The sequence below is a fragment of the Pseudochrobactrum sp. B5 genome (assembly GCF_001939785.1).
GTDB classification, from domain to species: domain Bacteria; phylum Pseudomonadota; class Alphaproteobacteria; order Rhizobiales; family Rhizobiaceae; genus Pseudochrobactrum; species Pseudochrobactrum saccharolyticum.
Window position 1 is genome coordinate 204,738 of the sequence record NZ_MOYL01000005.1, and the last position, 24,795, is coordinate 229,532.

At 51.3% G+C, this 24,795-nt stretch carries 22 protein-coding genes and 1 tRNA gene; 7 read left to right on the forward strand and 16 right to left on the reverse strand.

From position 1 onward, the window contains the following. Positions 1 to 97 precede the first annotated feature (97 nt). Together BKD14_RS15160 and BKD14_RS15165 are read left to right on the forward strand one after the other, a co-directional pair. Positions 98 to 1,150 (forward strand): sensor domain-containing diguanylate cyclase, encoded by a 1,053-nt coding sequence (locus tag BKD14_RS15160; protein WP_083647194.1) that lies wholly within the window; start codon positions 98 to 100, stop codon positions 1,148 to 1,150. A 185-nt stretch (positions 1,151 to 1,335) separates the two neighbouring features. Further along, positions 1,336 to 2,178 (forward strand): endonuclease/exonuclease/phosphatase family protein, encoded by an 843-nt coding sequence (locus BKD14_RS15165; protein ID WP_175576120.1) that lies wholly within the window; start codon positions 1,336 to 1,338, stop codon positions 2,176 to 2,178. On the opposite strand, the gene cls is transcribed toward BKD14_RS15165, so the two are convergent. Continuing rightward, positions 2,175 to 3,647, reverse strand: coding sequence for a cardiolipin synthase (gene cls, locus BKD14_RS15170; RefSeq protein ID WP_075657070.1), 1,473 nt, complete (start codon positions 3,645 to 3,647; stop codon positions 2,175 to 2,177). The genes BKD14_RS15165 and cls overlap by 4 nt on opposite strands. A gap of 287 nt (positions 3,648 to 3,934) precedes the next feature. Continuing rightward, entirely contained in the window at positions 3,935 to 5,002 is a 1,068-nt protein-coding gene (locus BKD14_RS15175; protein ID WP_075657071.1) for a linear amide C-N hydrolase, read from the reverse strand. Positions 5,003 to 5,419: 417 nt separating this feature from the next. Between BKD14_RS15175 and BKD14_RS15180 the strand changes: the two genes are divergently transcribed. Further along, entirely contained in the window at positions 5,420 to 5,989 is a 570-nt protein-coding gene (locus tag BKD14_RS15180; protein WP_022712447.1) for an HdeD family acid-resistance protein, read from the forward strand. 132 nt (positions 5,990 to 6,121) lie between these two features. Beyond that, on the forward strand, positions 6,122 to 7,711 hold the full coding sequence (locus BKD14_RS15185; RefSeq protein WP_022712446.1) for a peptide chain release factor 3: 1,590 nt from the start codon (positions 6,122 to 6,124) through the stop codon (positions 7,709 to 7,711). 98 nt (positions 7,712 to 7,809) lie between these two features. On the opposite strand, the gene BKD14_RS15190 is transcribed toward BKD14_RS15185, so the two are convergent. The 4 genes from BKD14_RS15190 to ubiE all read right to left on the reverse strand — a co-directional run bounded on the left by BKD14_RS15190 (position 7,810) and on the right by ubiE (position 13,509). Next, entirely contained in the window at positions 7,810 to 8,982 is a 1,173-nt protein-coding gene (locus BKD14_RS15190; protein ID WP_245257360.1) for an ammonium transporter, read from the reverse strand. A 447-nt stretch (positions 8,983 to 9,429) separates the two neighbouring features. Beyond that, a complete protein-coding gene (coaBC, locus tag BKD14_RS15195) occupies positions 9,430 to 10,809 on the reverse strand; it encodes a bifunctional phosphopantothenoylcysteine decarboxylase/phosphopantothenate--cysteine ligase CoaBC (RefSeq protein ID WP_083647198.1) in 1,380 nt (459 codons plus the stop codon). A gap of 227 nt (positions 10,810 to 11,036) precedes the next feature. Beyond that, positions 11,037 to 12,605 (reverse strand): 2-polyprenylphenol 6-hydroxylase, encoded by a 1,569-nt coding sequence (gene ubiB, locus BKD14_RS15200; RefSeq protein ID WP_075657072.1) that lies wholly within the window; start codon positions 12,603 to 12,605, stop codon positions 11,037 to 11,039. A gap of 76 nt (positions 12,606 to 12,681) precedes the next feature. Continuing rightward, a complete protein-coding gene (gene ubiE / locus BKD14_RS15205; RefSeq protein WP_022712442.1) occupies positions 12,682 to 13,509 on the reverse strand; it encodes a bifunctional demethylmenaquinone methyltransferase/2-methoxy-6-polyprenyl-1,4-benzoquinol methylase UbiE in 828 nt (275 codons plus the stop codon). Positions 13,510 to 13,920: 411 nt separating this feature from the next. Here ubiE and upp point away from each other — a divergent pair, with 411 nt between their 5' ends. Next, a complete protein-coding gene (gene upp / locus BKD14_RS15210) occupies positions 13,921 to 14,547 on the forward strand; it encodes a uracil phosphoribosyltransferase (RefSeq protein WP_075657073.1) in 627 nt (208 codons plus the stop codon). Positions 14,548 to 14,611: 64 nt separating this feature from the next. On the opposite strand, the gene deoA is transcribed toward upp, so the two are convergent. Genes deoA through BKD14_RS15245 form a run of 7 tightly spaced genes read right to left on the reverse strand, consistent with a single transcriptional unit; the run spans position 14,612 to position 21,394 of the window. Then, complete coding sequence (deoA, locus tag BKD14_RS15215) at positions 14,612 to 15,925, reverse strand: thymidine phosphorylase (RefSeq protein WP_075657074.1); 1,314 nt, start codon at positions 15,923 to 15,925, stop codon at positions 14,612 to 14,614. Positions 15,926 to 15,944: 19 nt separating this feature from the next. Beyond that, a complete protein-coding gene (locus BKD14_RS15220; protein WP_075657169.1) occupies positions 15,945 to 16,754 on the reverse strand; it encodes a purine-nucleoside phosphorylase in 810 nt (269 codons plus the stop codon). 4 nt (positions 16,755 to 16,758) lie between these two features. Continuing rightward, entirely contained in the window at positions 16,759 to 17,151 is a 393-nt protein-coding gene (locus BKD14_RS15225; RefSeq protein WP_022712438.1) for a cytidine deaminase, read from the reverse strand. Between the two features lie 25 nt (positions 17,152 to 17,176). Then, the gene (locus tag BKD14_RS15230) at positions 17,177 to 18,148 is read right to left on the reverse strand and encodes an ABC transporter permease (RefSeq protein ID WP_075657075.1); all 972 of its coding nucleotides are present in this window, start codon (positions 18,146 to 18,148) and stop codon (positions 17,177 to 17,179) included. A gap of 5 nt (positions 18,149 to 18,153) precedes the next feature. Further along, entirely contained in the window at positions 18,154 to 19,290 is a 1,137-nt protein-coding gene (locus BKD14_RS15235) for an ABC transporter permease (RefSeq protein ID WP_022712436.1), read from the reverse strand. Beyond that, positions 19,287 to 19,844: a cysteine hydrolase family protein gene (locus tag BKD14_RS15240; protein ID WP_075657076.1), complete on the reverse strand. Its 558-nt coding sequence runs from the start codon at positions 19,842 to 19,844 to the stop codon at positions 19,287 to 19,289. The genes BKD14_RS15235 and BKD14_RS15240 overlap by 4 nt, the downstream gene beginning before the upstream one ends. After that, the gene (locus BKD14_RS15245; RefSeq protein WP_075657077.1) at positions 19,844 to 21,394 is read right to left on the reverse strand and encodes an ABC transporter ATP-binding protein; all 1,551 of its coding nucleotides are present in this window, start codon (positions 21,392 to 21,394) and stop codon (positions 19,844 to 19,846) included. The genes BKD14_RS15240 and BKD14_RS15245 overlap by 1 nt, the downstream gene beginning before the upstream one ends. A 254-nt stretch (positions 21,395 to 21,648) precedes the next feature. Between BKD14_RS15245 and BKD14_RS15250 the strand changes: the two genes are divergently transcribed. Then, the gene (locus BKD14_RS15250; protein ID WP_022712433.1) at positions 21,649 to 21,861 is read left to right on the forward strand and encodes a SlyX family protein; all 213 of its coding nucleotides are present in this window, start codon (positions 21,649 to 21,651) and stop codon (positions 21,859 to 21,861) included. A 70-nt stretch (positions 21,862 to 21,931) separates the two neighbouring features. On the opposite strand, the gene BKD14_RS15255 is transcribed toward BKD14_RS15250, so the two are convergent. The 3 genes from BKD14_RS15255 to BKD14_RS15265 form a co-directional block, all read right to left on the reverse strand. Beyond that, complete coding sequence (locus tag BKD14_RS15255; protein WP_075657078.1) at positions 21,932 to 22,924, reverse strand: BMP family ABC transporter substrate-binding protein; 993 nt, start codon at positions 22,922 to 22,924, stop codon at positions 21,932 to 21,934. Between the two features lie 187 nt (positions 22,925 to 23,111). Continuing rightward, entirely contained in the window at positions 23,112 to 23,753 is a 642-nt protein-coding gene (gene msrA / locus BKD14_RS15260; protein WP_139316448.1) for a peptide-methionine (S)-S-oxide reductase MsrA, read from the reverse strand. 113 nt (positions 23,754 to 23,866) lie between these two features. Then, the gene (locus BKD14_RS15265) at positions 23,867 to 24,175 is read right to left on the reverse strand and encodes a hypothetical protein (protein WP_075657080.1); all 309 of its coding nucleotides are present in this window, start codon (positions 24,173 to 24,175) and stop codon (positions 23,867 to 23,869) included. Positions 24,176 to 24,692: 517 nt separating this feature from the next. Here BKD14_RS15265 and BKD14_RS15270 point away from each other — a divergent pair. Further along, positions 24,693 to 24,782, forward strand: a tRNA-Ser gene (locus BKD14_RS15270). Positions 24,783 to 24,795: the final 13 nt, after the last annotated feature.

Sequence of the window (24,795 nt, forward strand, 5' to 3'; positions counted from 1 at the left end):
AAACGAAAAAACACCAAACACGACCAGCAGCACTGCCGTTTATACGACCCGTCTTCGCATGCCACCTTTCTTATAAAACAGAAATCTGGAACATATCTTGATCAGTCAGAATGCTACCCGGCCATTTGAAATCCCTGCGAATGAAGCTGAACGTCTTGTATCTGTTCGCAGCCTGCTTCCTTCTCAGTTCACAATTACAGATGAGCTGAACATTCTCACAACGCTTGTCAAAAATATTTTCCACGCAGCATCATGCGCCGTGACGATTATTGATGAAGACTGGCAACGCATCGCCTCAACGGCAGGTATCAAGGCGGAAGATTGTCCGCGCGAGCAATCTGCATGTACCTATGTCGTCAAATCCGGCCGTCAGTTTATTGTGCAGGATATGACGCGCGATCCCGCTTTCAACAGCAAAAACTATGTTACCGGCGATCCGTCCTTCCGCTTTTATGCAGGGTTTCCGCTGGAGATTGATGCAGGGCTGACATTGGGTGCCTTGTGCATCATTGATACAAAGCCACGTACACTGAGCGATGATGATTGTGAGGAGATGCGCCGCTTTGCCCTTCTCGCCAGCGCCCTGCTCCGGCTGCAACGCAAGAATGTTGTTTTGCAAAATGACAAAACCAATTTATGGAAAAATTCTCTGACTGATCCGCTGACGCAGCTCTACAATCGCCGCGCATTGAAGGAATATGTCTCGCCGTTTCTCCGTCAGCATTTTGATGCAAAACGTTCTGCCGGCATCCTGCTGCTGGATATGGATAATTTCAAAACTATCAATGATACGCACGGACATCCGGCCGGTGACAGATTGTTGCGGCAGGCAGCAGAAAGAATCCGTTCCGTTCTGGGGTCTGATGATATTCCCGTCCGTATCGGCGGCGATGAATTTTGTATCATTCTGCCGGAAACACAAAGCGATGATACGCTGAAAACGATTGCCGACTGTCTGGTTGATGCATTCCGCATCCCGTTCAAAATCAACGGGCATGATATTCATTCAGCCGTCAGTATCGGCACATTGCTGGTACCCGAGGACGGCCGCACCAGCGAGCAAATGTCCCGTCATGCAGATAAAGCACTTTATACAGCCAAAGCCCGTGGCCGAAATTGTGCCGTCCGTTTTGACAAGTCGATGCTTTAGACCTGTTTAAACCGCATTCCTGGACTATAAATATACGAAAGTATCATCTGCGGGTTTGGCAAAAATCACGCATGATATTGCTCGGGGGTGCTCAGCACCCTATATACACGATCTCTGACTGCACTATTCCGGCACCTTAACAACATCCGGAGATGCTCTAGTGATCTGCAATGAGGAAACTGCGCTTGCGTAAGAAATTGCATGACAGGAAATTACCCCAGACGGTTCTGAGAGCAATACGCAACCGGCGCGGCTACCGGCCGCTGGCAGATAATAATCCGAGCGGCGATACAATCGTCGCCTCTTACAATGTCCATAAATGTATCGGCATTGACAAAAAATTCGACCCCGAACGCACGGCTCAGGTCATCTCCGAACTGAATGCCGATATCATCGCTATTCAGGAAGCCGATAAGCGTTTTGGTGAACGCCACGGCCTGCTCAATCTGCAACATCTGGAGAGAGACAGCGGCTTAGTGCCGGTGCCGATCCAGACTATGTCGCCCAATGGCCATGGCTGGCACGGCAATCTGCTGCTGTTCCGGCAGGGGCTTATCAGAGATATTCACCAGCTGAAACTACCGGGTGTGGAGCCGCGCGGTGCCGTGGTTGCAGATATTGATCTGGAAGAAGGCCCGCTGCGGATTATTGCCGCGCATTTCGGCCTGCTGAAACATTCCCGTTCCCGTCAGGCAGAAACCCTGCTCTCGATGATCCGTGAGGATAATGAGCGTCCGACCATCCTGATCGGCGATCTCAATGAATGGCGCGTCGGCAAAGGCTCCTCGCTGGCAACTTTGCAACCGGTGTTCAACCTCACAGCGGGTGCTGTTCCGAGCTTTCCATCAAGATTTCCGGTATTGGCGCTGGATCGTATCCTCAGCAGCCCGCAAAAGCTTGTTACCTCGGTCGAAGTACATAACACGCCGCTTGCCCGTATCGCATCAGATCATTTGCCCATCAAAGCCCATCTCGACCTCAGAGCACTGGACTTACCCAATCCGATGCAAGCGCGCTTTTCTGCTTAAAGATAAGGCGAGCCCAGCCAGACAATACGCTCCAGCAAACGGCGGGAGAATGGCCGCGCCTTGAGATCGGCCAGCTTGACACCTGTCCCCAGCGCGACATGCTGATCGATGCGTCTGGAAATGGATTTTGCCGTTCCGGCATCATAGACTTCAAGATCGATCTCAAAATTCAGACGCAGAGAACGCGGGTCAAGATTGCTGGAGCCGACATAAGCCCAGACATCATCGACGCTCATCAGCTTTGAATGATTGAACGCACCTTTAGCGCGCCAGATCCGGCAACCATCTTTCAGCAACTGGTCGAACTGCGCCGTCATCGCCATATCTACCAGCACCAGATTATTCTGCGCAGGCACAACAATATCAACAGTAACGCCACGCCGCGCAGCCGTTACCAGCGCACTGACCAGTTCACGATCCGGCAGCAGATAAGGCGTCATGATACGGATATGTTTTTCAGCGACGGAAAAAGCGCCCATCATGATTTTATGATTGGTTTCAAGACTTTTATCCGGCCCCGAAGGCACAGCACGCACCAGCAGTCCTTCACCGGGTGAAAAAGCCGGTGGCGTCACAGACCATGCAGCACCGCTCAGATGCTCATCAGTGGTAAAGCGCCAGTCCTCGGATGCCGTATTGAACAAATCTGTCACAACCGGCCCTGTGAGACGGAAATGTGTATCCTGTGCCGCATGATCGCGGGCAAACTCTGTCGTAAAGCCCGCACGGATATTCATGCCACCGGTAAAAGCAATTCCCCCGTCAATAATCAGAATTTTACGGTGCGTGCGCAGATTGGCATAAGGCAAACGCAGCCCCATAATCAGCTTGCCGTTAAACACCTCTGCCTGCACGGTCTTGGAGCGCAGCAAACCAACGATACTCGGCGTGGAATAACGGGCGCCGACAGCATCCACCAGCACGCGGACCTCCACACCGCGGATAACGGCCTTGCCAAGCGCCTCGGCAAATTGCTTGCCGATTTCATCATTATCAAAAATATAGGTTTCCAGCAGAATGCTGCGTTTTGCTCTGCTAATCGCTTCCAGCATGGCTGCATAAGCGATATCACCGCTCTGCAAAACTTCAATATTATTGCCCGATGTCAGATTACAGCGGCTGACAACATCGCCCAGCCGTTTCATCGCAATAAAATTATTGCCGCTGGCATCGCGCACTTCATCCGGCGAGGCATCATAATGCGACAAGTGATAAAGCTCGATATCGGTCATACCCGCACGCTGCATACTCAGCGAGGTTCGTCTGATACGGTTCACACCGGCAATGGCATAGACCACGGCACCGATAATCGGCGACAGCATGATAACGCCGACCCACCCGAGAGCGGAGCGGACCTCCTCTTTGGTCATCGTCGCATGAATGGCAGCAATCGCACCGATAATCAGCGAAAAACCAAGCACAATATGCGGCCAGTAAACCGGCCAATATGAAATCAACGCGTCAAACATGCAGGCAAATTATCAGCAATCACCGAGCTTTGGCAAAAGAATTTCGCGCCTGATTTATAATACACAGCTCTTAAAAGCCGTATACTCTCATAGCCGTCTTTGAGAATATATTCGCAACACATCCATCTGCCGCATTTGCAGCTATAACAACAAAAAATATCTCTCATCAAAACACCTCCCTTTGATCTTTTCAAACCAAAGGGAGGCAACATTGCAAATTATTGAAACAACTCCGAGCCTGATAACAAGCAATCAGCTCAGCAGCGAATTATATAATAAACCGGTCATCAAAATGATGCCTGTTTAACCTTTTGGAACTTCGCCGTTACATCTCCTGTCAGATTAAAATTATCGGGCTTGAGGAACATGACAGGGGCTCCTTTCGCCAGATTGAACTTGTTCAAATCCGCCCAAACAACGTTCAGACTGGTTGTCATTTCAAAATAGTAGCGTTTTTTTGCCAGGTTAGAGACCGTACGATACTCCGTATTATACTGTCCAGAATCCTTATACGGTGCACCAAACGGTACTGAAACATTTCGCGCAACGGACAACATGGTGGAAACCGCTTCATGATCGGTTTTAGGCTCCGGTATAGTACGGAGATAATAGGAGGCACGCTGGAACCGATCTGTCGGGCTTACATTTCCGGGAAGTGGCGTTTCTCTGCTCGCATTAGAAAAATCAAGCTTTTTTAACAATGCAAGCTGTTTATCGTAAGAAGGATCATTCGTCACCACCCGATAATCAGGATTGTGATAAACAACAGCCTTACCATTTATATATTCAACAATAGCAGAGTCACCGGCAGCATCCTCCAATGCCAGATGAACGGTCGCTTTAGTGCCCCCGTTCACCTCGACCATCACGGGCTGAATTTTATCAAGCAGCATAAGCGCCTCTGAAACCGTTGCTGCACTGTCAAGCGCGTATTGAGCCCAAAGCGCCGCCTGTAGTCCGGGCTTACTTGTGTCCCGCGTACCAAAATCAGTCGAAGTTAAATAGAGAAGATGCGCTCCCAGACCACGTTCATTGAAACCATCAACCGTTCCAACGCCAAACATCGTGGTGACCATGCTTCCATATTTGGATGTCCATTTCAGCGGATTTTTCGCAACAACAGTTTTATGATCGAGTTGCCCCCCATTACGAGATATACCCCGCGGGAAAACATTAATAACCGGCTCAGTCGTAACCGGCCAATCCGTCGTACGCCCTACTACGACACCAACTTTATTGTTCCAAAGGAGGCGGGTACAGGCCTCTGCATTGAACGCAGGAAATAAACTGAACGGGACAATAGCTGTAGCAATGGCAATACTGCTTGAGAGCACTTTGCAAAATGTTTTTTTCATCTAGTAAATCCAGTTATTAAAATTAAAACAAACATGACTTAAACTTAAAATTTTGTTGTTTAAGCTGTCAGGCATCCAGAACATGCAGAGCTGTTGCAGTCTGTGGGAGTCAAAGCGATCATAGTCTGCCTGTCTGGAGCACAGACAGGTATACCCCGTATCGATAAGGTTGAAATCTCCAACTTAATGCCAATTAAAAATTGAAACCCACCTGAAAAATGGAGGCAATTACAGCATATCCATTTTAAAAACACAGAGCAAAACCTGCATTTTCCAACCCGTTTTTCAGCCGCATTAAAGATCCTGATTTTAATATAGTGAAGCAGGATCACATTATAATCATTTGAATTTTGCAATAAATTTAATATGATCATCTTTTAATAAGAGTTGCGTTACTTCATCAACAGGATGACACTCATGTCTTTATCATCAGATATTAAAACTCCGGCGCAAGCCATCAGCTCCCTCACTCATAAATGGGGCTGGTTTATCGTTCTGGGCATTGTCATGCTGATGCTCGGTGGTATTGCTTTCGGTAATCTCGTTTTTGCGACCGTGGCATCGGTCTATTACGTAGGTATCACTATTCTGATTGCTGGTATTGTTGAAATCATCCATGCATTCAGTGTTCAGACATGGAAGAGCTTCTTCTTCTGGATGATCAGCGGTGCGCTTTATGCGGCAGCCGGTGTTCTGACCTTCCTCAACCCGCTGCTCGCATCCAGCATTTTCACAATCTTCATCGCCGCCGCACTGCTTGGTTCGGGCGTGTTCCGTATGTGGGTCGCGTTTCAGAGCCGCAGCGTTAAAGGCTGGGGCTGGATGCTCGCCGGTGGTCTCATCACTGCCCTCGCCGGTATCGTTATTGCAATCGGCTGGCCAGTCAACAGCCTGTGGATTCTCGGCATGTTCCTTGCCATCGATCTGGTCTTTCAGGGCTGGGCAATGATCGCACTGGGCTTTGGCCTCAAGACCATGCGCGGCTAACGCCATCCATAAGCAATAAGGGCGTTTTCTGCTTTCAACGGCAGAAAACGCCCTTTTGCATTTCAGGTCGACGAACTGCCGCGATGCTGCTAGAAGGCAGCACCTATTCAATCAAGATCATCCGAGCTCTTTATGCCTGAACAAACGACCCCCGCCTCGCATCGTCGCACATTCGCGATCATTGCGCATCCGGACGCCGGTAAAACCACGCTGACTGAAAAACTGCTGCTATTCGGCGGTGCTATTCAGCTTGCCGGCGAAGTTAAGGCAAAGAAAGACCGCATCCAGACCCGTTCCGACTGGATGAATATTGAGCGCGACCGCGGTATTTCCGTTGTCACCTCGGTGATGACCTTTGAATATAAAGACTGCATCTTCAACCTGCTCGATACACCGGGTCACGAAGACTTTGCCGATGATACCTATCGTACGCTTACAGCCGTTGACAGTGCTGTCATGGTGATCGATGCCGCAAAAGGTATCGAACCGCGTACGCTGAAACTGTTTGAAGTCTGCCGTATGCGTGACATTCCGATTGTCACTTTCATCAACAAGATGGACCGTGAAGCCCGCGACCCGTTTGAAATTCTCGACGAGATCGAAGAAAAACTGGCGCTGGATACCGCGCCCATCACATGGCCGATCGGTTCCGGTAAAAGCTTTGCCGGGACCTATGATCTGCACAATAACACCATCCGCCGTCAGGATACCGAAGAGCAGCCGACACCGGTCAGCGGCCCTGACGATGCGCTGGCCGCCGGTCTGCTGCCGGAAAATGAACGCGAAAACTTCATTGAAAGCGTGGAAATGGCGCGCGGCGTCTGCCGTGAGTTTGATCTGCAGTCGTTCCGTGAAGGTCATCTGACACCGGTTTATTTCGGCTCTGCGCTGAAGAAATTCGGTGTGCGCGATCTGATTGAAGCTTTCTGCGATTACGGCCCGAGCCCGCGCGCGCAGGATGCCGATACCCGCCGCGTTGAAGCCGATGAAGAAAAAATGACCGGCTTTGTCTTCAAAATTCAGGCGAATATGGATCCGAACCACCGCGACCGTATTGCCTTCCTGCGCGTCTGCTCCGGCAAATTGTCCCGTGGCATGAAAGCCAAGCTGGTGCGTACCGGCAAGCCGATGAGCCTTTCCGCTCCCCAGTTCTTCTTTGCCCGCTCGCGTCAGATTGCCGATGAAGCTTTTGCCGGTGACGTAGTTGGCATTCCGAACCACGGAACCCTGCGCATTGGTGACACGCTGACCGAGGGTGAAGACCTGCTGTTCCGTGGCGTACCAAACTTCGCGCCGGAAATTCTGCGTCGCGTGCGTCTTGATGATGCAATGAAGGCCAAGAAACTGCGCGAAGCTCTCCAGCAGATGGCTGAAGAAGGCGTGGTGCAGCTGTTCCTGCCGGATGACGGCTCTCCGGCGATTGTCGGTGTGGTCGGCGCCCTGCAGATCGATGTGCTGACTGAACGCCTCAAGATCGAATATTCATTGCCGGTCGGTTTTGAAATGTCGCGCTTCAGCCTGTGCCGCTGGATTTCTTCCGATGATCCGGCAGAGCTGAACCGTTTCATCGCTACCCATCGCGCTGATATTGCTCATGATCTGGATAATGATCCGGTCTATTTGACGCCAAATGCATTCTCGCTGAATTATGAAGCGGAACGCTGGAAGGCGATCAAATTTGCCGCGATCAAAGATTATCAGGTTCGCGACATTAAGAAGTAACCCCAAAAAAATTCGCGCAACCGGTTTCTGCTGTCATCTTCTGCGGATGGTCTGACAGAACCGGTTACGCGGCAGCCCCTCTGCGGCTGAACTTGTTTTTATGAATGCACAGTCTCGCCGTGCAGATTGATATCGAGACCTTCGATTTCCGTGGCCTTGGACACTCGCAGCCCCATGAATATTCTGATGACAAAAACAATCAGGGCAGTCATCAGCGCCGTATAAAGCATGGTCACCACCACACCATAAAGCTGCTTGAGAACCGTCGCGCCTTCCGAGAGCGGATTAATCGCCGCATCTGCAAACAGGCCGGTGAGAAGTGCGCCGATAATACCGCCGACACCATGCACACCAAAAGCATCCAGACTGTCGTCATAGCCAAGCCAGTGCTTGAGCTTGACTGCCGCGAAATAACAGCCTGCACCGGACGCCACGCCGATCATCAGCGCCCCTGCCGGATTAACAAAGCCTGCAGCCGGTGTAATCCCCACAAGACCAGCCACCGCGCCGGAAATAATACCCAGCACACTCGGCCGCTTTGTCGCCAGCCATTCCACAACCATCCAGCTCAGCGCAGCCGCAGCAGCGGCAACCTGCGTATTCACCATGGCTACTGCAGCAATACCATTCGCACCACCGGCAGAACCGGCATTGAAACCAAACCAGCCAACCCAGAGCAGCGATGCACCAATCAGCGAATAGACCAGATTATGCGGTGCCATATTCACCTGTCCGTAGCCGTCACGCTTGCCCAGCATCAGCGCCACAACCAGACCGGCAATACCCGAATTGATATGCACGACCGTGCCACCGGCAAAATCCAGCACGCCGTCACCACCGAGAAAACCGCCGCCCCACACCCAATGCGCCACCGGCACATAGACAATGAACAGCCACAAAATGGTGAAGATCAGCAGAGCAGAGAATTTCATCCGCTCGGCAAATGCACCGACAATCAGTGCAGGCGTGATAATCGCAAATGTCATCTGAAAGGTGATAAACACATATTCAGGAATTGTGCCGGTCAGGGATGCCGGTGTGACACCCGCAAAAAACGCTTTCGACAAACCGCCGATAAAAGCATTGGCGCTGCCGCCGTCACTGAAAGCCAGCGAGTAACCGGCCACCATCCACAATACGGAAGCCACACAGGCAATTGCAAAACTTTGCATAGTGGTTGCCAGTACATTCTTACCGCGCACCATGCCGCCATAAAACAGCGCCACACCCGGTATGGTCATCAGCAAAACCAGCACTGTGGAGGTCAGCATCCACGCGGTATCACCGGTGTCAGCCACAGCTGTCGCATCCTGCGCAAATGCCTGCGCATATGGAAAAACTATCAATACAGCCAAGGCACCGAATGCAGCTTTGAATGCATTGCGTGCTGATAATCTGGGCTCTCTGAAAATAAGCATCAAAATCTCCCGTATCTGCCGGAAGCCCCGCAACAGGCAGGCTTCTGTGGCTCAACAGAGACAAAGCAATTTTCATGCCAAACTGTGAAAAATCATTCATCAGGAGCAGGGTTAAAATAATAAGCTGCTGATTTTTATTTAAAAATATTTCCGCTTAAAAAATGGATTTTTTAACGACAAGTAATATTGATATTCGTTGAGCACAAAGAGCAGACACTCGTTAAAAGCAGGCTTGCCTAAAAATAAAGCAGCACATATATGCAAGCCTTATTTTTAGGCAATCAATTTAAGAATAATTATTCAGCTTAAAGAAGCAGCAATCTTTTCAGCCAGCCGCAATGCCACTTCATCCTTATCCAGCAATGGCCATTCATCCACACCGTCACGGCTGACTACCAGCACCTGATTATGATCGCCGCCCATCACGCTGGAACCATCCTCGGCAAAGCTCACATTGTTGGCAACAATCCAGTTTGCACCTTTTTTATCCAGTTTCTTGCGGGCATTTTCGACCACATTTTGCGTCTCAGCGGCAAAACCAACAACGAGACGCGGACGCTGTGCGTGATGGCCGATCGTCGCCAGAATGTCGGGGTTTTCCACCATCTGCAAAGACGGCGCCGCTTCACCTGCCTGTTTTTTAATCTTCTGATCCGCTGCATTGGCTGTGCGCCAGTCTGCAACAGCCGCAACCATCACCGCCGCATCAGCAGGCAATTGCGCCTCAACCGCATCGCGCATTTGCCGCGCAGTTTCCACATGGATGGTTTTAACACCTTGCGGATCAGAAATAGTCACCGGCCCTGCTACCAGCCGTACATCCGCACCAAGCCGCGCCAGAGCCGCAGCAATCGCATGCCCCTGCTTGCCCGACGAGCGATTGGCAATATAGCGCACCGGATCAATCGGCTCATGGGTCGGACCCGATGTGATGATAATCTTTTTGCCCTTTAATGGCAGATATTGAGGAGATAGCAGCAATTGTTCGATCTTCACCACGATCTGCAAAGGCTCGCTCATACGCCCTGTACCGGCCTCGCCCTTCTCAGCCATCTCACCGCGTTCAGGGCCGATAAAATGTACACCATCCTGATGCAGAATCTTCACATTGCGTTGCGTTGCCGGATTGCTCCACATCGCCGGATTCATTGCAGGCGCTATCAATACCGGCACTTTGCGCGCCAGCAGAATAGCCGCTGCCAGATCACCGCCCAGCCCTGCCACCATCTGCGCCATACGATCAGCCGTCGCAGGAGCCACCACAATCAGATCGGCATCACGCGCCAGCCTGATATGGCCGACATCCTGCTCATCCTCACGGGAAAACAAATCCGTATAAACATGGTCAGCAGCCAAAGCACCGACAGACAGCGGCGTAATAAAAGCCTGCGCGGCCTCTGTCATCACCGGCCGCACCTGCGCGCCACGCTCTTTCAAACGACGGATCAGATCCAGCACCTTATAGGCAGCAATCCCGCCGCCGATAATCAGCAATATCCGCTTGCCGATCAAGCTCTGGGCAACAGGGTCAGATGCCGGAGCCAAAGGCGCAGACACCTGCGTTTCACCCGACAACAGAACCCGCACTTCTTCTTCCATAGAGCGGCCATTGGCTGCCGCCTGACGGCGCAGAGCTTCTTTTACATCTTCATCAAGATTGCGGATTGTGATGCTGGCCATGATAGAGCATTCCTAAGTTATCTTAAATGTTAGGAAATGCTCTATCTATTTGTTTACGCATTTCCGGACGTATCGAAGCGGGATAAAAATCAATCCAGTGAATTGATTTTCCCGCGAAGGCGCTTCACACTTTTGCTGGAAATGCTTGTCTCCAACAAAAAAGCGATACTCCTTTCAGAATATCGCTTTTAAATTCAGATTTGCAATCATTTATGCAATCAATGCAATCAAAAGAGTAATTTTACCGTCAGGATCACCACGCAGACCGCTATCACAATCTGGGCAATCCGGCCTGAGCGCGTATGCCGTGCTTCTGCTTTGCCGAGAGCCGCAGCGGTCGCATCATCAAAACGCAGACCATTGGCAGCCATATTGTCCAGTTCACCGGAAAGCCGCTCCAGCCGTTTGGTCAGCTCCGGTGTCTGACGCATGAAATGCAGCAATGCCATGCCACTTTCTTTTACATCAGCCGCAATACCGACAGGCCCCAGATTTTTACGAATCCAGCCACCGACAACCGGCTCTGCCGACTTCCACATATTGAAATTCGGATCGAGCGTGCGCGACACACCCTCAACCACAACCATAGTCTTTTGCAGCATAATCAGTTCAGCACGGGTTTCCATGTCGAAAAGCTCTGTTACTTCAAACAGCAGAGTCAGCAGCTTCGCCATGGAAATGGTTTCTGCAGGCTGTCCATGGATCGGCTCGCCGATTGCGCGGATTGCCTGCGCAAAGCTCGCCACATCATGATGATGCGGCACATAGCCCGCTTCAAAATGCACCTCGGCCACACGGCGATAATCGCGCGTGATAAAACCATAGAGAATTTCCGCCAGAAAACGGCGCTGCTGCTTATTGAGACGGCCGGTAATGCCAAAATCCACTGCAACAATTGTGCCTTTTGCATCCACAAACAGGTTGCCCGGATGCATATCCGCATGAAAGAAACCATCGCGCAGCGTATGGCGCAGGAAGGACTGGATTAATGTGCGCGCCAGTTTCTGCAGATCAAAACCGGCAGCACGCAGGCCATCGACATCCGACATTTTGATGCCGTCAATCCATTCCATGGTCAGTACATCACGGCCGGTGCGCTCCCAATCCACGGCAGGCACACGAAAACCTTCGTCACCCTTGATATTTTCGGCAATTTCGGACAATGCCGCCGCTTCCAGCCGCAAATCCATCTCGATGCGCGTGGTTTGCGCAAGCGTTTCAGCCACCATGACTGGACGCAAACGGCGTGTCACCGGCACAAAGCGCTCCTGCAAGCGCGCAACCATGAAGAAGCCTTCGAGATCCTGCGCGAAACGCTGACGCACGCCCGGACGAATGACTTTAACGGCAACTTTGCGCGTACCGCCAACAAATGCCGGATGCACCTGCGCCATAGAGGCGGCAGCAATCGGCGCATCAAATTCCGTATAGAGATCATCAATTGTGCGGCCGAGCGAGCCCTCAACCGTGCGCTTTGCAGCCTCTTCGGGAAAAAAATCCATCCGGTCCTGCAAAAGCTGCAGATCATCCGCAACTTCTTTACCAACGAAATCCGGACGCGTCGCCAGAAACTGACCGAGCTTTACATAAGAAGGCCCCAGCCGGTTCATTGCCCGCGACATGCGTTCTGAGCGCGCTGTATCGCGCGAGCGTTTACGCGCCAGAGCCCCTGCAACACGGTGAGCAAAAGCAGGTAAACCGCTCAGGCCTTCTGCCGGCAATGCGCTGATTACACCTTCACGGGTCATCACCCAACCGGCATGGATCAGTCGGAAACTAGCAGCAATGCGGCCCATAACTCACTCACTTTACAGAGCGCATTCCGGAAATCCTGTAGTAATTTCCGGAATTAAAATGCGCGGGAAATAATAATCAGATTTTCCAGCCAGAATGCAGGCTGGCAATACCGCCGGTGAAATTACGCCATGTCACGCGGGAAAAACCAGCCGCTGTGATCATATTGGCAAAATCCTGCTGTTTCGGGAATTTGCGGATGGATTCAACCAGATATTTGTAGGATTCCGCATCACCGGTCACCATTTTACCAATGGCCGGAATGGCATGGAACGACCACTGGTCATAAATCTTATCCAGCAGCGGCATTTCTACTTCGGAGAATTCGAGGCAGAGGAAACGGCCACCCGGTTTCAGCACGCGGAAGGCTTCTTCCAGCGCCCAGTCAATATGCGGCACATTGCGGATACCGAAAGCAATCGTATAGGCATCAAAGGAATTATCGTCGAAAGGCAGTTTTTCGGCATTGGCCTCGACAAAATCCACATTATTCAGCAGGCCTTTTTTAGCCGCACGCTCCTGCCCGACAGCCAGCATGGAACCGTTAATATCCAGCACAGTTGTATGCGCCTGACGGTCTGATGCTTCAACAATACGGAAGGCAATATCACCGGTACCACCGGCCACATCGAGCGAACGCCAGTTCTGAATATGCGACGGGATTTTCGGTGGTGCCAGCCAGGCAACCATCGCATCTTTCCATGCACGGTGCAGACCGGCGGACATCAGATCATTCATCACATCATAGCGCTTGGCTACACTGTGAAAAACTTCATTCACCAGCCCCTGCTTGGATTCCTCATCGACTTTCTGAAAGCCGAAAGAATTCTCCATACCACCATGGGCACCGACACGGCTCTCATCTGCACCCTGATCCACGGTAGAATTTTCGTGTTGCTGGCTCATTTATTTATCCTGTCCTGCCCGCCCAACTTACCCGTCGGAACCAAAGCACTGCATAGAGACCCGAAACTGCAAATTTCAAGCTATGCCTGATGAAACATCTGCCCAGTAGCATATAAAGGCTGGGCGCGATGTTACAAGCAAATACGGCAAAGTTTGATATGACTTAACAAAATTTGCGCCGCAAAGCGCCGGTAACAATGATTCTTTTAGCGCATAAAACCCGTCACAGTTTCGTGTAGCTCTGCGCATTCATCCATAAAGCCTGCATTCTCTTTGAGAGAATTGTATAAAACGGGATAAATTTAAGCCCTGCTGCTTTTCCATACCCGTATTTTCGCTTATTGCGGTCTGGAAAATTCATCGGCTTCGGCTAATAATGCAAAAAATAAATTTTGAAAGCAGCGGGATATTATGAGCGTTACGGTAGTTAGTCATCCGCTTGTTCAGCACAAGCTCACCATTATGCGCATGAAAGAAACTTCAACCGCCAGCTTCCGGCGGTTGCTGAAAGAAATTTCCCTTCTGCTTTGCTATGAAGTGACCCGCGATCTCGATCTGACAACCACCATAATCGAAACGCCGATGCAGCCGATGGAATCGCCGATCCTCGACGGCAAAAAACTGGTTTTCGCATCCATCCTGCGTGCAGGTAATGGTCTGCTGGAAGGTATGCTTGATCTGGTGCCTGCGGCACGCGTTGCCCATATCGGTCTCTATCGCGATCACAAGACTTTGCAGCCGGTGGAATATTACTTCAAAGCACCGGAAGATATCGTCAACCGCCTGATTATTGTGGTTGATCCGATGCTGGCAACCGGCAATTCCGCCGTTGAAGCGATCACCAAGCTGAAAGAGCGTGGCGCAAGCAATATCCGCTTCCTCTGCCTGCTGGCAGCGCCGGAAGGCATCAAGCATTTTGCGGAAGTGCATCCGGATGTGCCGATCTACACAGCGGCCATTGATGAGAAGCTGAATGAAGACGGCTATATTGTTCCGGGTCTTGGTGATGCCGGTGACCGTATGTACGGCACCAAATAACTAAAAAGCGACCGTATGGTCGGCACCAAAGACAAAATAAAAACGGCGCTCAAAGCGCCGTTTTTTATGCGCTTACGGTTTCATAAATCACCGGATTGAGTACCGGTTTAGTATCACTCAGCATCATTGCCTGCTGTACCATCTGCACAGCCTGATCGGCTTTGTCTTCCGTCTGCGCATGAACCAGCGCCAGCACATCACCGGATTTGACTGCACTGCCCAGCGGCAAAATATTGGTCACACCGACAGAAGGGTCGATCTGATCCTGCGGGCGCATACGCCCGCCGCCCAATGCGACAACACTCATCCCGACTGCGCGTGTATCAAGAGCACTGATATAACCATCGCGCTCAGCACACACCGGCACCTGAAGAGGCGCAACCGGCAGATAATGCGCTGCTCTTTCAACGAAGTCTGCAGGCCCGCCAAGGCCTGAAACCATACGGCCGAATTTTTCTGCTGCACGGCCATTATCCAGAGCCGTTTGCGCTTTTGCCAAACCATCCGCAACAGTTTGAGCCAGCCCTGCCGTTACCAACATATGGGCGGCAAAATTCAGCACAACTTCCGCGAGACGCGACTGCCGTTTGGCACCGGTCAGAAAATCAACCGCATTGCGCACTTCCACCGCATTACCGGCGCAATCGGCTAATGGCTCATTCATATCAGTAATCAGCGCACTGGTCGGTAACCCCGCACCATTAGCCACCTGCACCAGACTTTGCGCCAAAGCCTGCGAAGCTTCAAATGTCGGCATGAAAGCACCGCTACCGGTTTTCACATCCAGCACCAGCCCGCCAATACCGGAAGCCAGTTTTTTCGAGAGAATAGAAGCGGTAATCAGCGGAATGGATTCCACCGTTGCCGTCACATCACGCACGGCATAAAACCGCTTATCCGCCGGAGCGAGGTCGCCGGTCGGGCCGATAATCGCACAACCGCAATCGCGCACAACTTTGTCGAACAAGGCTTTATCAGGATAGCTCTGATAACCGGGAATGGCATCCATCTTATCCAATGTGCCGCCCGTATGACCAAGGCCGCGACCGGAAATCATCGGCACATAGGCACCGCAGGCAGCAACAATGGGTGCCAGCATCAAAGACACATTATCACCCACACCGCCTGTCGAATGTTTATCCACCACAGGTCCGTCAAGATCGCGCCATTCCAGCACATCGCCGGAATATTGCATGGCCGTCGTCAATGCCACAGCCTCATCACGGGTCATACCATTGAAATAAACCGCCATGCCAAAGGCAGCAATCTGCCCTTCACTCACACTGCCATCGGTAATACCGCGCACAAATGCCTTGATTTGCTCCGCGCTCAAAATCTGTCTATCGCGTTTTGCCCTAATGATTTCCTGTGACAGCATAGCGGCACCTTTTTAACGATCAGCCGATTTCGCCAACCAGTATCTTGATAATTTTTTGCAGTTTCTGGCCGCCCAAAGGCGCCATAGTCTTGGTTTCATGGTGGGAGAGTTCATCCCCGCTCATGCCTGCACCATAATTGGTGATGACCGAACAGGCGGCAGCCCGCAGCCCCAGAAAACGCGCCAAAATCACTTCCGGCACAGTGGACATGCCCACAGCATCGGCACCCAGCACCCGTGCCATGCGGATTTCTGCCGGTGTCTCAAAAGACGGGCCGGAGAACCACATATAGACACCTTCATACAGCTTTTCACCCGCTGCACGTGCCGCATCGCGGAAAGCCTGCTTCAGCTCTGCATCATAGGCCGCTGTCATTCCGGTAAAACGCGCATCCGTATGTTCACCGATCAGCGGGTTCATACCGGAATAATTAATATGATCGTCAATCAGCATCACGCTGCCTGGTGCCACCTCCTGCACCACAGAACCGGCGGCATTGGTCAGGATCAGCGTTTCAATGCCAAGCGCTTTCAGTGTCTCCAGCACTGGGCGCATCGCCGCTGCGTCACCCTGCTCGTAATAATGCGCACGTCCTGCCAGCACCATTACCAGCCTGCCCATTAAACGACCGACAACCACTTCGCCCGCATGACCGCTGACGCCGCTTTTCGGAAAGCGAGGCAGATCGGAATAACGGATATGCACCGGATCATCGAGTTCGCTGACCAGTCCGCCAAGGCCGGAACCCAGCACAATAGCAACTTTCAGCGTTTCACCGGCGAAAGCTTCATTCAAACGAGCGCGTAAAATCAGAGCGGCTTCAGTCATGGCTTTACCCAATCACATCGGTCTGAAAACTGAATGGTAGCAATTCGCGCATCGTCACAGTCTGCACAACACCGGAACTGTCACACAAATGCAGTGGCACATCGGCACCCGCAAATTCTGCCAAGCGCTGACGGCAACCGCCGCAAGGTGAGCATTTTTCCAGTTTCTCAGCCATCACCAGAATTTCGGCAATCTCGCCGCCGCCATCCATCACATAATGCGACAGCATGGTGGTTTCAGCGCACCAGCCTTCAGGGAAAGAAATCACCTCAATATTGCAGCCGGAATAAATCCGCCCGTCTTTGGTGCGCAATGCGGCACCAACCGGAAATTTCGAGTAAGGGGCATGGCATTTCTGCATTGCAGCATAGGCTGCATCAAATAGATCCTGAGCCATATCAGCCCCTCCTCAATTTTAAATCTCAACGCTCTTTTACGTAAGGAATCCCACCCGCTTTCGGCGGAATGGCTTTGCCGATAAAGCCAGCCAGCAGAATAACGGTCAGAATATATGGCAGAGCCTGCATGAACTGCACCGGTACATCACCGATCAGCGGCAGCGACTGGCCTTGCAGACGAATGCCCAGCGCATCGAGAAAGCCGAACAGCAAACAAGCATACATCGCCTGCACCGGACGCCATTTGGCGAAGATCAGTGCGGCCAGAGCAATATAGCCTTTACCGGCAGTCATATCCTTCACAAAGCCTGCGCCCTGTGCTGTCGCCAGATAGGCACCGGCCATACCGCAGAGCAGACCGCAGATAATCACCGCACGGTAACGCAACCATGTCACCGAAATACCGGCTGTATCCACTGCCGCAGGATTTTCACCCACCGCACGCAGACGCAGACCAAAGCGGGTGCGATACAAAACCCACCATGTCAGCGGCACCATCAAGAAAGCCAGATAAACCAGAATGGAGTGGCCGGAAATCAGCTCCGCATAAAGATAGCCGACAACTGGCACGTCCTTAACGGCTTCCGCACCCGGAAAATTAATAGATGTAAAACGGGCGCTGTTTGGCAAAGACGGTGTACGCCCCCCCTGTCCGAACCATGCCTGACCGAGAATAATTGTTGTACCTGCAGCGATAAAGTTGATCGCCAGACCGGAAACAATCTGATTACCGCGATGGGTGATCGAGGCAAAACCGTGCACCAGCGACAACAGCATCGAAACCAGCAAAGCCGCACCAAGACCGACAAGGGCAGAACCGCTGATGGCAGCAACAGTACCGGCCGCAAAAGCACCGGCCAGCATTTTACCTTCAAGACCGATATCAACAATCCCTGCGCGCTCTGAATAGAGCCCCGCAAGACAGGCAAACAGCAAAGGCGCAGACAGGCGCAAAGTTGAATCAAGCAGCTGAATAATAGTTACATAGCTATCCATGGCGCTTACTCCCCTGCTTTCGTGGCTGCACCGGCAGCATTTCGCGATGCAAAACGCATGAAAAACCGCTGGAAAGCAGGACGGAACATATGCTCCATCGCACCGGCAAACAGGATCACCAGACCCTGAATAATCACAATCATGTCGCGGGAAATATTCGGCATATCAAAAGCGATTTCCGCACCGCCCTGATAAAGCATACCAAACAGGATCGCCGCCGGAATAATCCCCACCGGATGCGAGCGCCCCATCAGCGCCACAGCAATCCCCACAAAACCGGCACCGGCAACAAAGTCCAGTTGCAGGCGATATTGCGCGCCCATCACCGGATTAAGTGCCATCATACCGGCCAGCGCACCGGAAATCAGCATGGTGATAATAATCGTTCTCGACGGGTTGATACCGGCATATTCAGCGGCACGCGGGCTATGCCCCATCGTGCGGATTTCATAGCCGATTTTAGTACGCCAGATCAGCAGCCACACCAGATAACAGGCCAAAAGCGCCAGCAAAAAGCTGATATTCAGCGGTGCCGAACGGATTTCCATACCGAACAGGTTCATCAGCCAGTCGAGTTTCGGCAGTTGTCCACCTTCTGCAAAGCCACGGCTTTCCGGTGCCATCACACCAATCGGCTTGATGAAATTGATAATCAGATAGACCATCAGACTGGCGGCGATGAAGTTGAACATAATCGTGGTGATCACGATATGCGAACCGCGCTTAGCCAAAAGCCATGCCGGTATCAGCGCCCAGAGCGCACCGAAAATAGCACCGCCAAGCAATGCCGCAATCATGGTAATCCACCACGGCATGGATGCATCCAGCCAGAGACAGATCAGCGCCACGCCAAGACCACCGATATAAGCCTGCCCCTCACCGCCAATATTGAACAGCCCGCAATGAAAAGCGACGGCAACAGCCAGACCGGCAAAGATAAAATTCGTGGCATAAAACAGCGTATAGCCAATGCCTTCACCGGAACCGAAGGCACCTTTAACCATCAGCAGTGCCGCATCCAGCGGATTTTCTCCGACAAGCAGCACCACAAGTCCGGCAACCAGAAACGCAACCAGCAGGTTCAGTGTCGGGATCAGACCATAATCCACCCAGCGCGGTAATTTTGCAAAAGGCTGGCTCATGGCAACATTCCGATCACGGCGTCAGTGGTTTTTACCTGCGCATATTCGCCCTGCAATACTGCAAGTGTCAGCGCATGCACATCTTCCGCGCTCCAGAGACGGCCCTGCAGGTCGGTGCGGTCTGTACTGGCAACCGCGTTTTCCGGCACAATCACCTCAAAACCGAGATTAGCAGCCATGCGCACTGTTGCATCAACGGAATTTTCAAGCAGCACACCGCCGACAACCAATGTGCGGATTTGCAACTCATCCAGCACATCCATCAGGTCTGTACCGATAAAAGCGCTGTTGGTACGTTTATCCACGACCGGTTCACCGATCTGCGGCTCAACTTCTGCTTTGAATTCATTGCTTGCCGTTCCCGCGCGATAAGGCGACTGCGGATCGGTTGAATCATGGCGCACATGCACCACTGGCAGACGGCGTTCGCGCCATGCTTCCAGCAGGCGCTGTAAATTTGCCTCTGTCTGCGGCTGTCCGCGGCGACCCCATTTCGGATCATCAATAGCCTTTTGCATATCAATGATGAGCAATGCCGGTGTTGAGCTAATCATCAATGCAGGCCCTTTTCGGTTTTCTTATTATCTTCATTCTGAATACCCGCCATCAGCAGGCCGATTTCCCCCTCACCGGCTTCCGGCCCGCACTCGCCGACAACACGTCCGGCAAACATCACCAGAATACGGTCGGACAGCGAGCGGATTTCGTCCAGCTCAACAGAAATCAACAGCACGGCCTTACCGGCATCGCGCATTTCAATAATTCGTTTATGAATAAATTCGATCGCACCGACATCCACGCCGCGCGTAGGCTGCGCTACAATCAGCACATCCGGATTGCGTTCCATCTCACGCGCCAGCACGATCTTCTGCTGGTTACCACCGGAGAAATTCGCAGTTTTCAAACGCGGATCGGCAGGGCGGATATCATATTGCGCAATTTTGCCCTTAGCATCCTGCATGATCGCTTCAATATTCAGGAACGGGCCTTTGAGATAGCGCGGATCATCATGATAACCGAGAATGGAATTTTCATATTCCTCATAGGCCAGCACCAGACCCATATGGTGGCGGTCTTCCGGCACATGGGCGAGACCACGGCGGCGCAATTCTGCCGGATGCGCATTACCGGTCACATTGACCGGCAGGCTGTTCAGCATCACCACACCGCTCTCGGCACGGCGAATACCGGCAATGACTTCGATCAGTTCTGACTGGCCATTACCGGCAACACCGGCAATGCCGACAATCTCACCGGCGCGCACATCAAAAGACACCGTATCCACGACTGTGGTTTTCTGCGCATTACGAACAACAAGGTTCTTCACCTGTAATACAGGCTCACCGGGTATCGCAGCCTGCTTGTTCACGCGCAGCAAAACACGGCGGCCAACCATCAGTTCGGCCAGTTCTTCCACGCTTGCTTCAGCGGTTTTGCGGGTGGCAACCATCGTGCCCTGCCGCATCACCGAAACATTATCTGTCACTGCCATAATCTCGCGCAGCTTATGGGTAATCAGAACAATGGTTTTGCCCTGATCTTTCAGCTGCCGCAAAATGCGGAACAGATGGTCAGCCTCGGACGGTGTCAGCACACCGGTCGGTTCATCAAGGATCAGAATTTCCGCGCCGCGATACAGCGCTTTCAGAATTTCCACGCGCTGCTGTAGACCAACCGGCAGATCTTCGACCACCGCATCAGGATCAACATCCAGCGCATATTCTTTTTCGAGCGCTTTCAGCTGCTCGCGCGCTTTTGCAATGCCGGCGGATAATAAAGGCGCACCTTCCGCACCCAGCATCACATTTTCAAGCACTGTAAAATTATCAACCAGCATAAAGTGCTGATGCACCATACCGATGCCCGCAGCGATTGCCGCATCCGGATTGGATATATGCACCTGCCGGTCATTGACTTTGATTGTGCCTTTATCCGGCTGATAGAAACCGTAGATAATCGACATCAAAGTCGATTTTCCGGCGCCGTTTTCGCCGATAATCCCGTGGATGGTTCCCTTTTCGATCCGCAGATCAATAGCACGGTTTGCGTGCACAGCGCCGAAACGCTTATCAATTCCTGTCAGTTCAAGTGCAGGCTGCGCCATTATCCCATCCGTTAATCATCGACATCGCATTGCCGGAGCATTTTTATCAAATAACATATCGCGAACATCAAATGAAAACATCTGACATGTTCTGCTTTAACTGATTCCGCCACGCAGTTAACAATATATGCTATTGCATAAAGCTGTGTGTAAACCACCACAAAGCCGCATTTCACCCCTCATAATAGCGTGAAATATCACTTCCGTGCACTATATGAATACAAAACACCCTCTGATCTGTCAGGAAACCACCCATGTCTGAAAATCTGTCCGACCGGCTTACAGAGCTGGAAATTCGCAATGCGGAACAGGAAAAGACAATTGAAGACCTGTCCGGTGAGATTGCCGAGCAATGGAAGCTGATTACCGCGCTGAACAAAAAGCTCAGCGCGCTGACTGATCGCTTTCTTGAGCTGGAAGAACAAACAGCGCCGGAAGTCTCCGTGACCAAACCGCCCCACTGGTAAGACACAAAGAAATTTAAAATGGAAAAGGGCAGTGTCACCACTGCCCTTTTCTATGAATAGCCCTACCGGATTAGTAAGGGCACTTATTGTCTGTGGTGTAGTCATGCACCTTGATTTTACCGGAGATGATGTCGGCTTTTGCAGCTTCAACCGCAGCCTTCATTTCAGGTGTAATCAGCTTGGCGTTATTTTCGTCCATCGCATAGCTCACACCATCATCTTTCAGACCCATCTGAACGATACCGGCTGTGAATTTATCAGCGGCAACATCTTCAAAAGCCTTATAAACGGCAGTATCAACACCCTTGACCATCGAGGTCAGAACATGACCCGGATGCAGGCCGTTCTGGTTGGAGTCAACACCAATGCCGAGCTTGCCCGCATCAGCCGCAGCCTGCAACACGCCGATACCGGTACCACCGGCAGCATGATAAATCACGTCAGACCCCTGATCGATCTGGGCTTTGGTGATTTCGCTGCCTTTAGCCGGATCATTCCACGCGGCAGGTGTATCGCCGGTCCAGTTATTCAGAACTTTTGTGCCTTCTTTACCGGCTTTTGCGCCACCGGCATAACCGCAATAGAAACGACGGATCAGCGGTACATCCATACCACCGACAAAGCTTACAGTGCCGGTTTTAGAAGCCATCGCTGCCAGCATACCAACCAGATAGCCGCCTTCTTCTTCTTTAAAGACAACGGAGCGCACATTCGGTGCTTCCACGACAGCATCAATGATTACGAATTTCGTATCCGGAAATTCCTTTGCAACTTTCTCAATTGCGGAAACAGCCGAGAAACCGGCAATCACAACCGGTGAGTTGCCATCCTGTGCAAATTTACGCAGAGCCTGTTCACGCTGCGCATCGTTCTGAATTTCAAATTCACGATAATTAGTACCGTGATCTGCTTTATATTTGGCAGCGCCATTATAAGCGGCTTCATTGAAAGACTTGTCAAATTTTCCGCCAAAGTCATAAACAACAGCCGGCTTCAGTTCTGCCGAATAAGCTGCTGAAACACTCAGGGTCGCGGCCAACAGGCCCATAACGATACGCTTCATTACCACTCACCTCCGATAGCGCAGTAATTCTGCGCGAGAAAATATCCACCCGTGTTCGGTAAATTATGCTGTTTTTTACCGCCCGCTCAGATTTTAATAACCGGCAATCTGGCACGGTCCGGAACTTTTTTCATCTTAAATTTATGCGCTTACACATATTTCATTGCCGGAACACACCGCGCCGCCCTTAAATCACGCAGGAAACGCCTGTACCGCGCAAGCCGCAATAACCCTGAGGGTTTTTCGCCAGATATTGCTGATGATAACCTTCAGCATAATAAAAATCAGAAGCAGGCAGAATTTCCGTCGTAATTGCGCCAAGACCACGGGCGGTCAGCGCCTGCTGGTAAGCTGCTTTACTCGCTTCAGCAGTATTCAGATCTTCATCCGAATAGACATAAATGCCTGAGCGATATGTTGTGCCGATATCATTACCCTGCCGCATACCCTGCGTCGGATCATGCTCTTCCCAGAAAATCTGCAAAAGCTGTGCCAGCGTCACCTCAGCCGGATCATAGACCACCTGCACCACTTCATTATGCCCTGTCAGGCCCGTACAGGTTTCCTCATAGGTCGGGTTTGGCGTCAGACCGCCGCTATAACCGGCAGCGGTGACATAAACACCGGGCACCTGCCAGAACAAACGTTCCACGCCCCAGAAACAGCCCATACCGAACAGAATTTTCTTCATATTATGCGGCCATGGCCCGTGCAGAGGAAGTCCGGAAACAAAATGGTCTTCGGAAGTCGCAATCGCCTCAGTACGACCGGCAAGCGCCTCGTTACTGGTCGGCATACGCAACTTGTGTTCGGGATATTGTCTGAACATCATCATAGTCCCTGTCTGATGCATTTCCGGCTTAAACAGCAACAACGGAAATGCTGCATACTTGTTAGTTTTAACGGCAGGCAGCCGGAACAGGCTTACACAACTCTGTACTCTTAACGTGCATAAGATTTACGCCCGATCGTTCCGACAGCAAAACACACTATACTCAGCACTAAAAATAAGAACCATCCGGGCATATTCAACACCGAAACCATCCAGCTGTCCCAAAAGCCGTTCCAGAAGACCTGCCGTATAAAACCGGCAAAAGTAGCCAAATATTCAGGCAGATAATCCTGCAAACTCTGCAGAAACGGCGTCACAACCAAACGAAGCTGCGCAATTGATCGCGCAATATCAAAAACAGCAAATAACAAGCTGACACCCAACGACCAGAGCGCCAGAAAATTAAAAAATACACGCATAACAACCCATATCCGTCTTCTGAAATTCAGAACTCAAAAAACAACTCTGACTATCATTCTATCACAAGGAGCTTTCCTGACAGACAGGCTATTAAATTTTTCTAATATAAAATTATAATTCACGGAAAAGTCTGTAACTTCCCTCCGCCGTTGAGCAAAAACATTTGTCCTTTCGGACATAAGATTCGACCAGTTTCGTCACGAATTTCAGCCAGATCAGTCCAAAACACTCAAAACCAAGCTCTGGCGGCACGAAATTCGACGATATTTTCCACAGAGCTTCAAAAATATTAAAATCAATAAATTCAATATGTTAAATAAATAAAGCATCCGATTTTTCATATAATTTCACTGTTTTCTGCCTGTAAAATCAAATGAATTCAGTGAAACACGAAATAATGGTTGAACATCCGTCTTTTATAGCTATATTTCGCGCCGAAACGGTCGTTTAACAGCTGACCACTGTTTGAAGATACGCCGTTGTGATTGATATCACTTATAAATATCAGTCTTGAGTGGAGAGGTGGCCGAGTGGTTGAAGGCGCACGCCTGGAAAGTGTGTATACGGGGAACCGTATCGCGGGTTCGAATCCCGCTCTCTCCGCCATATTACCGTTCCA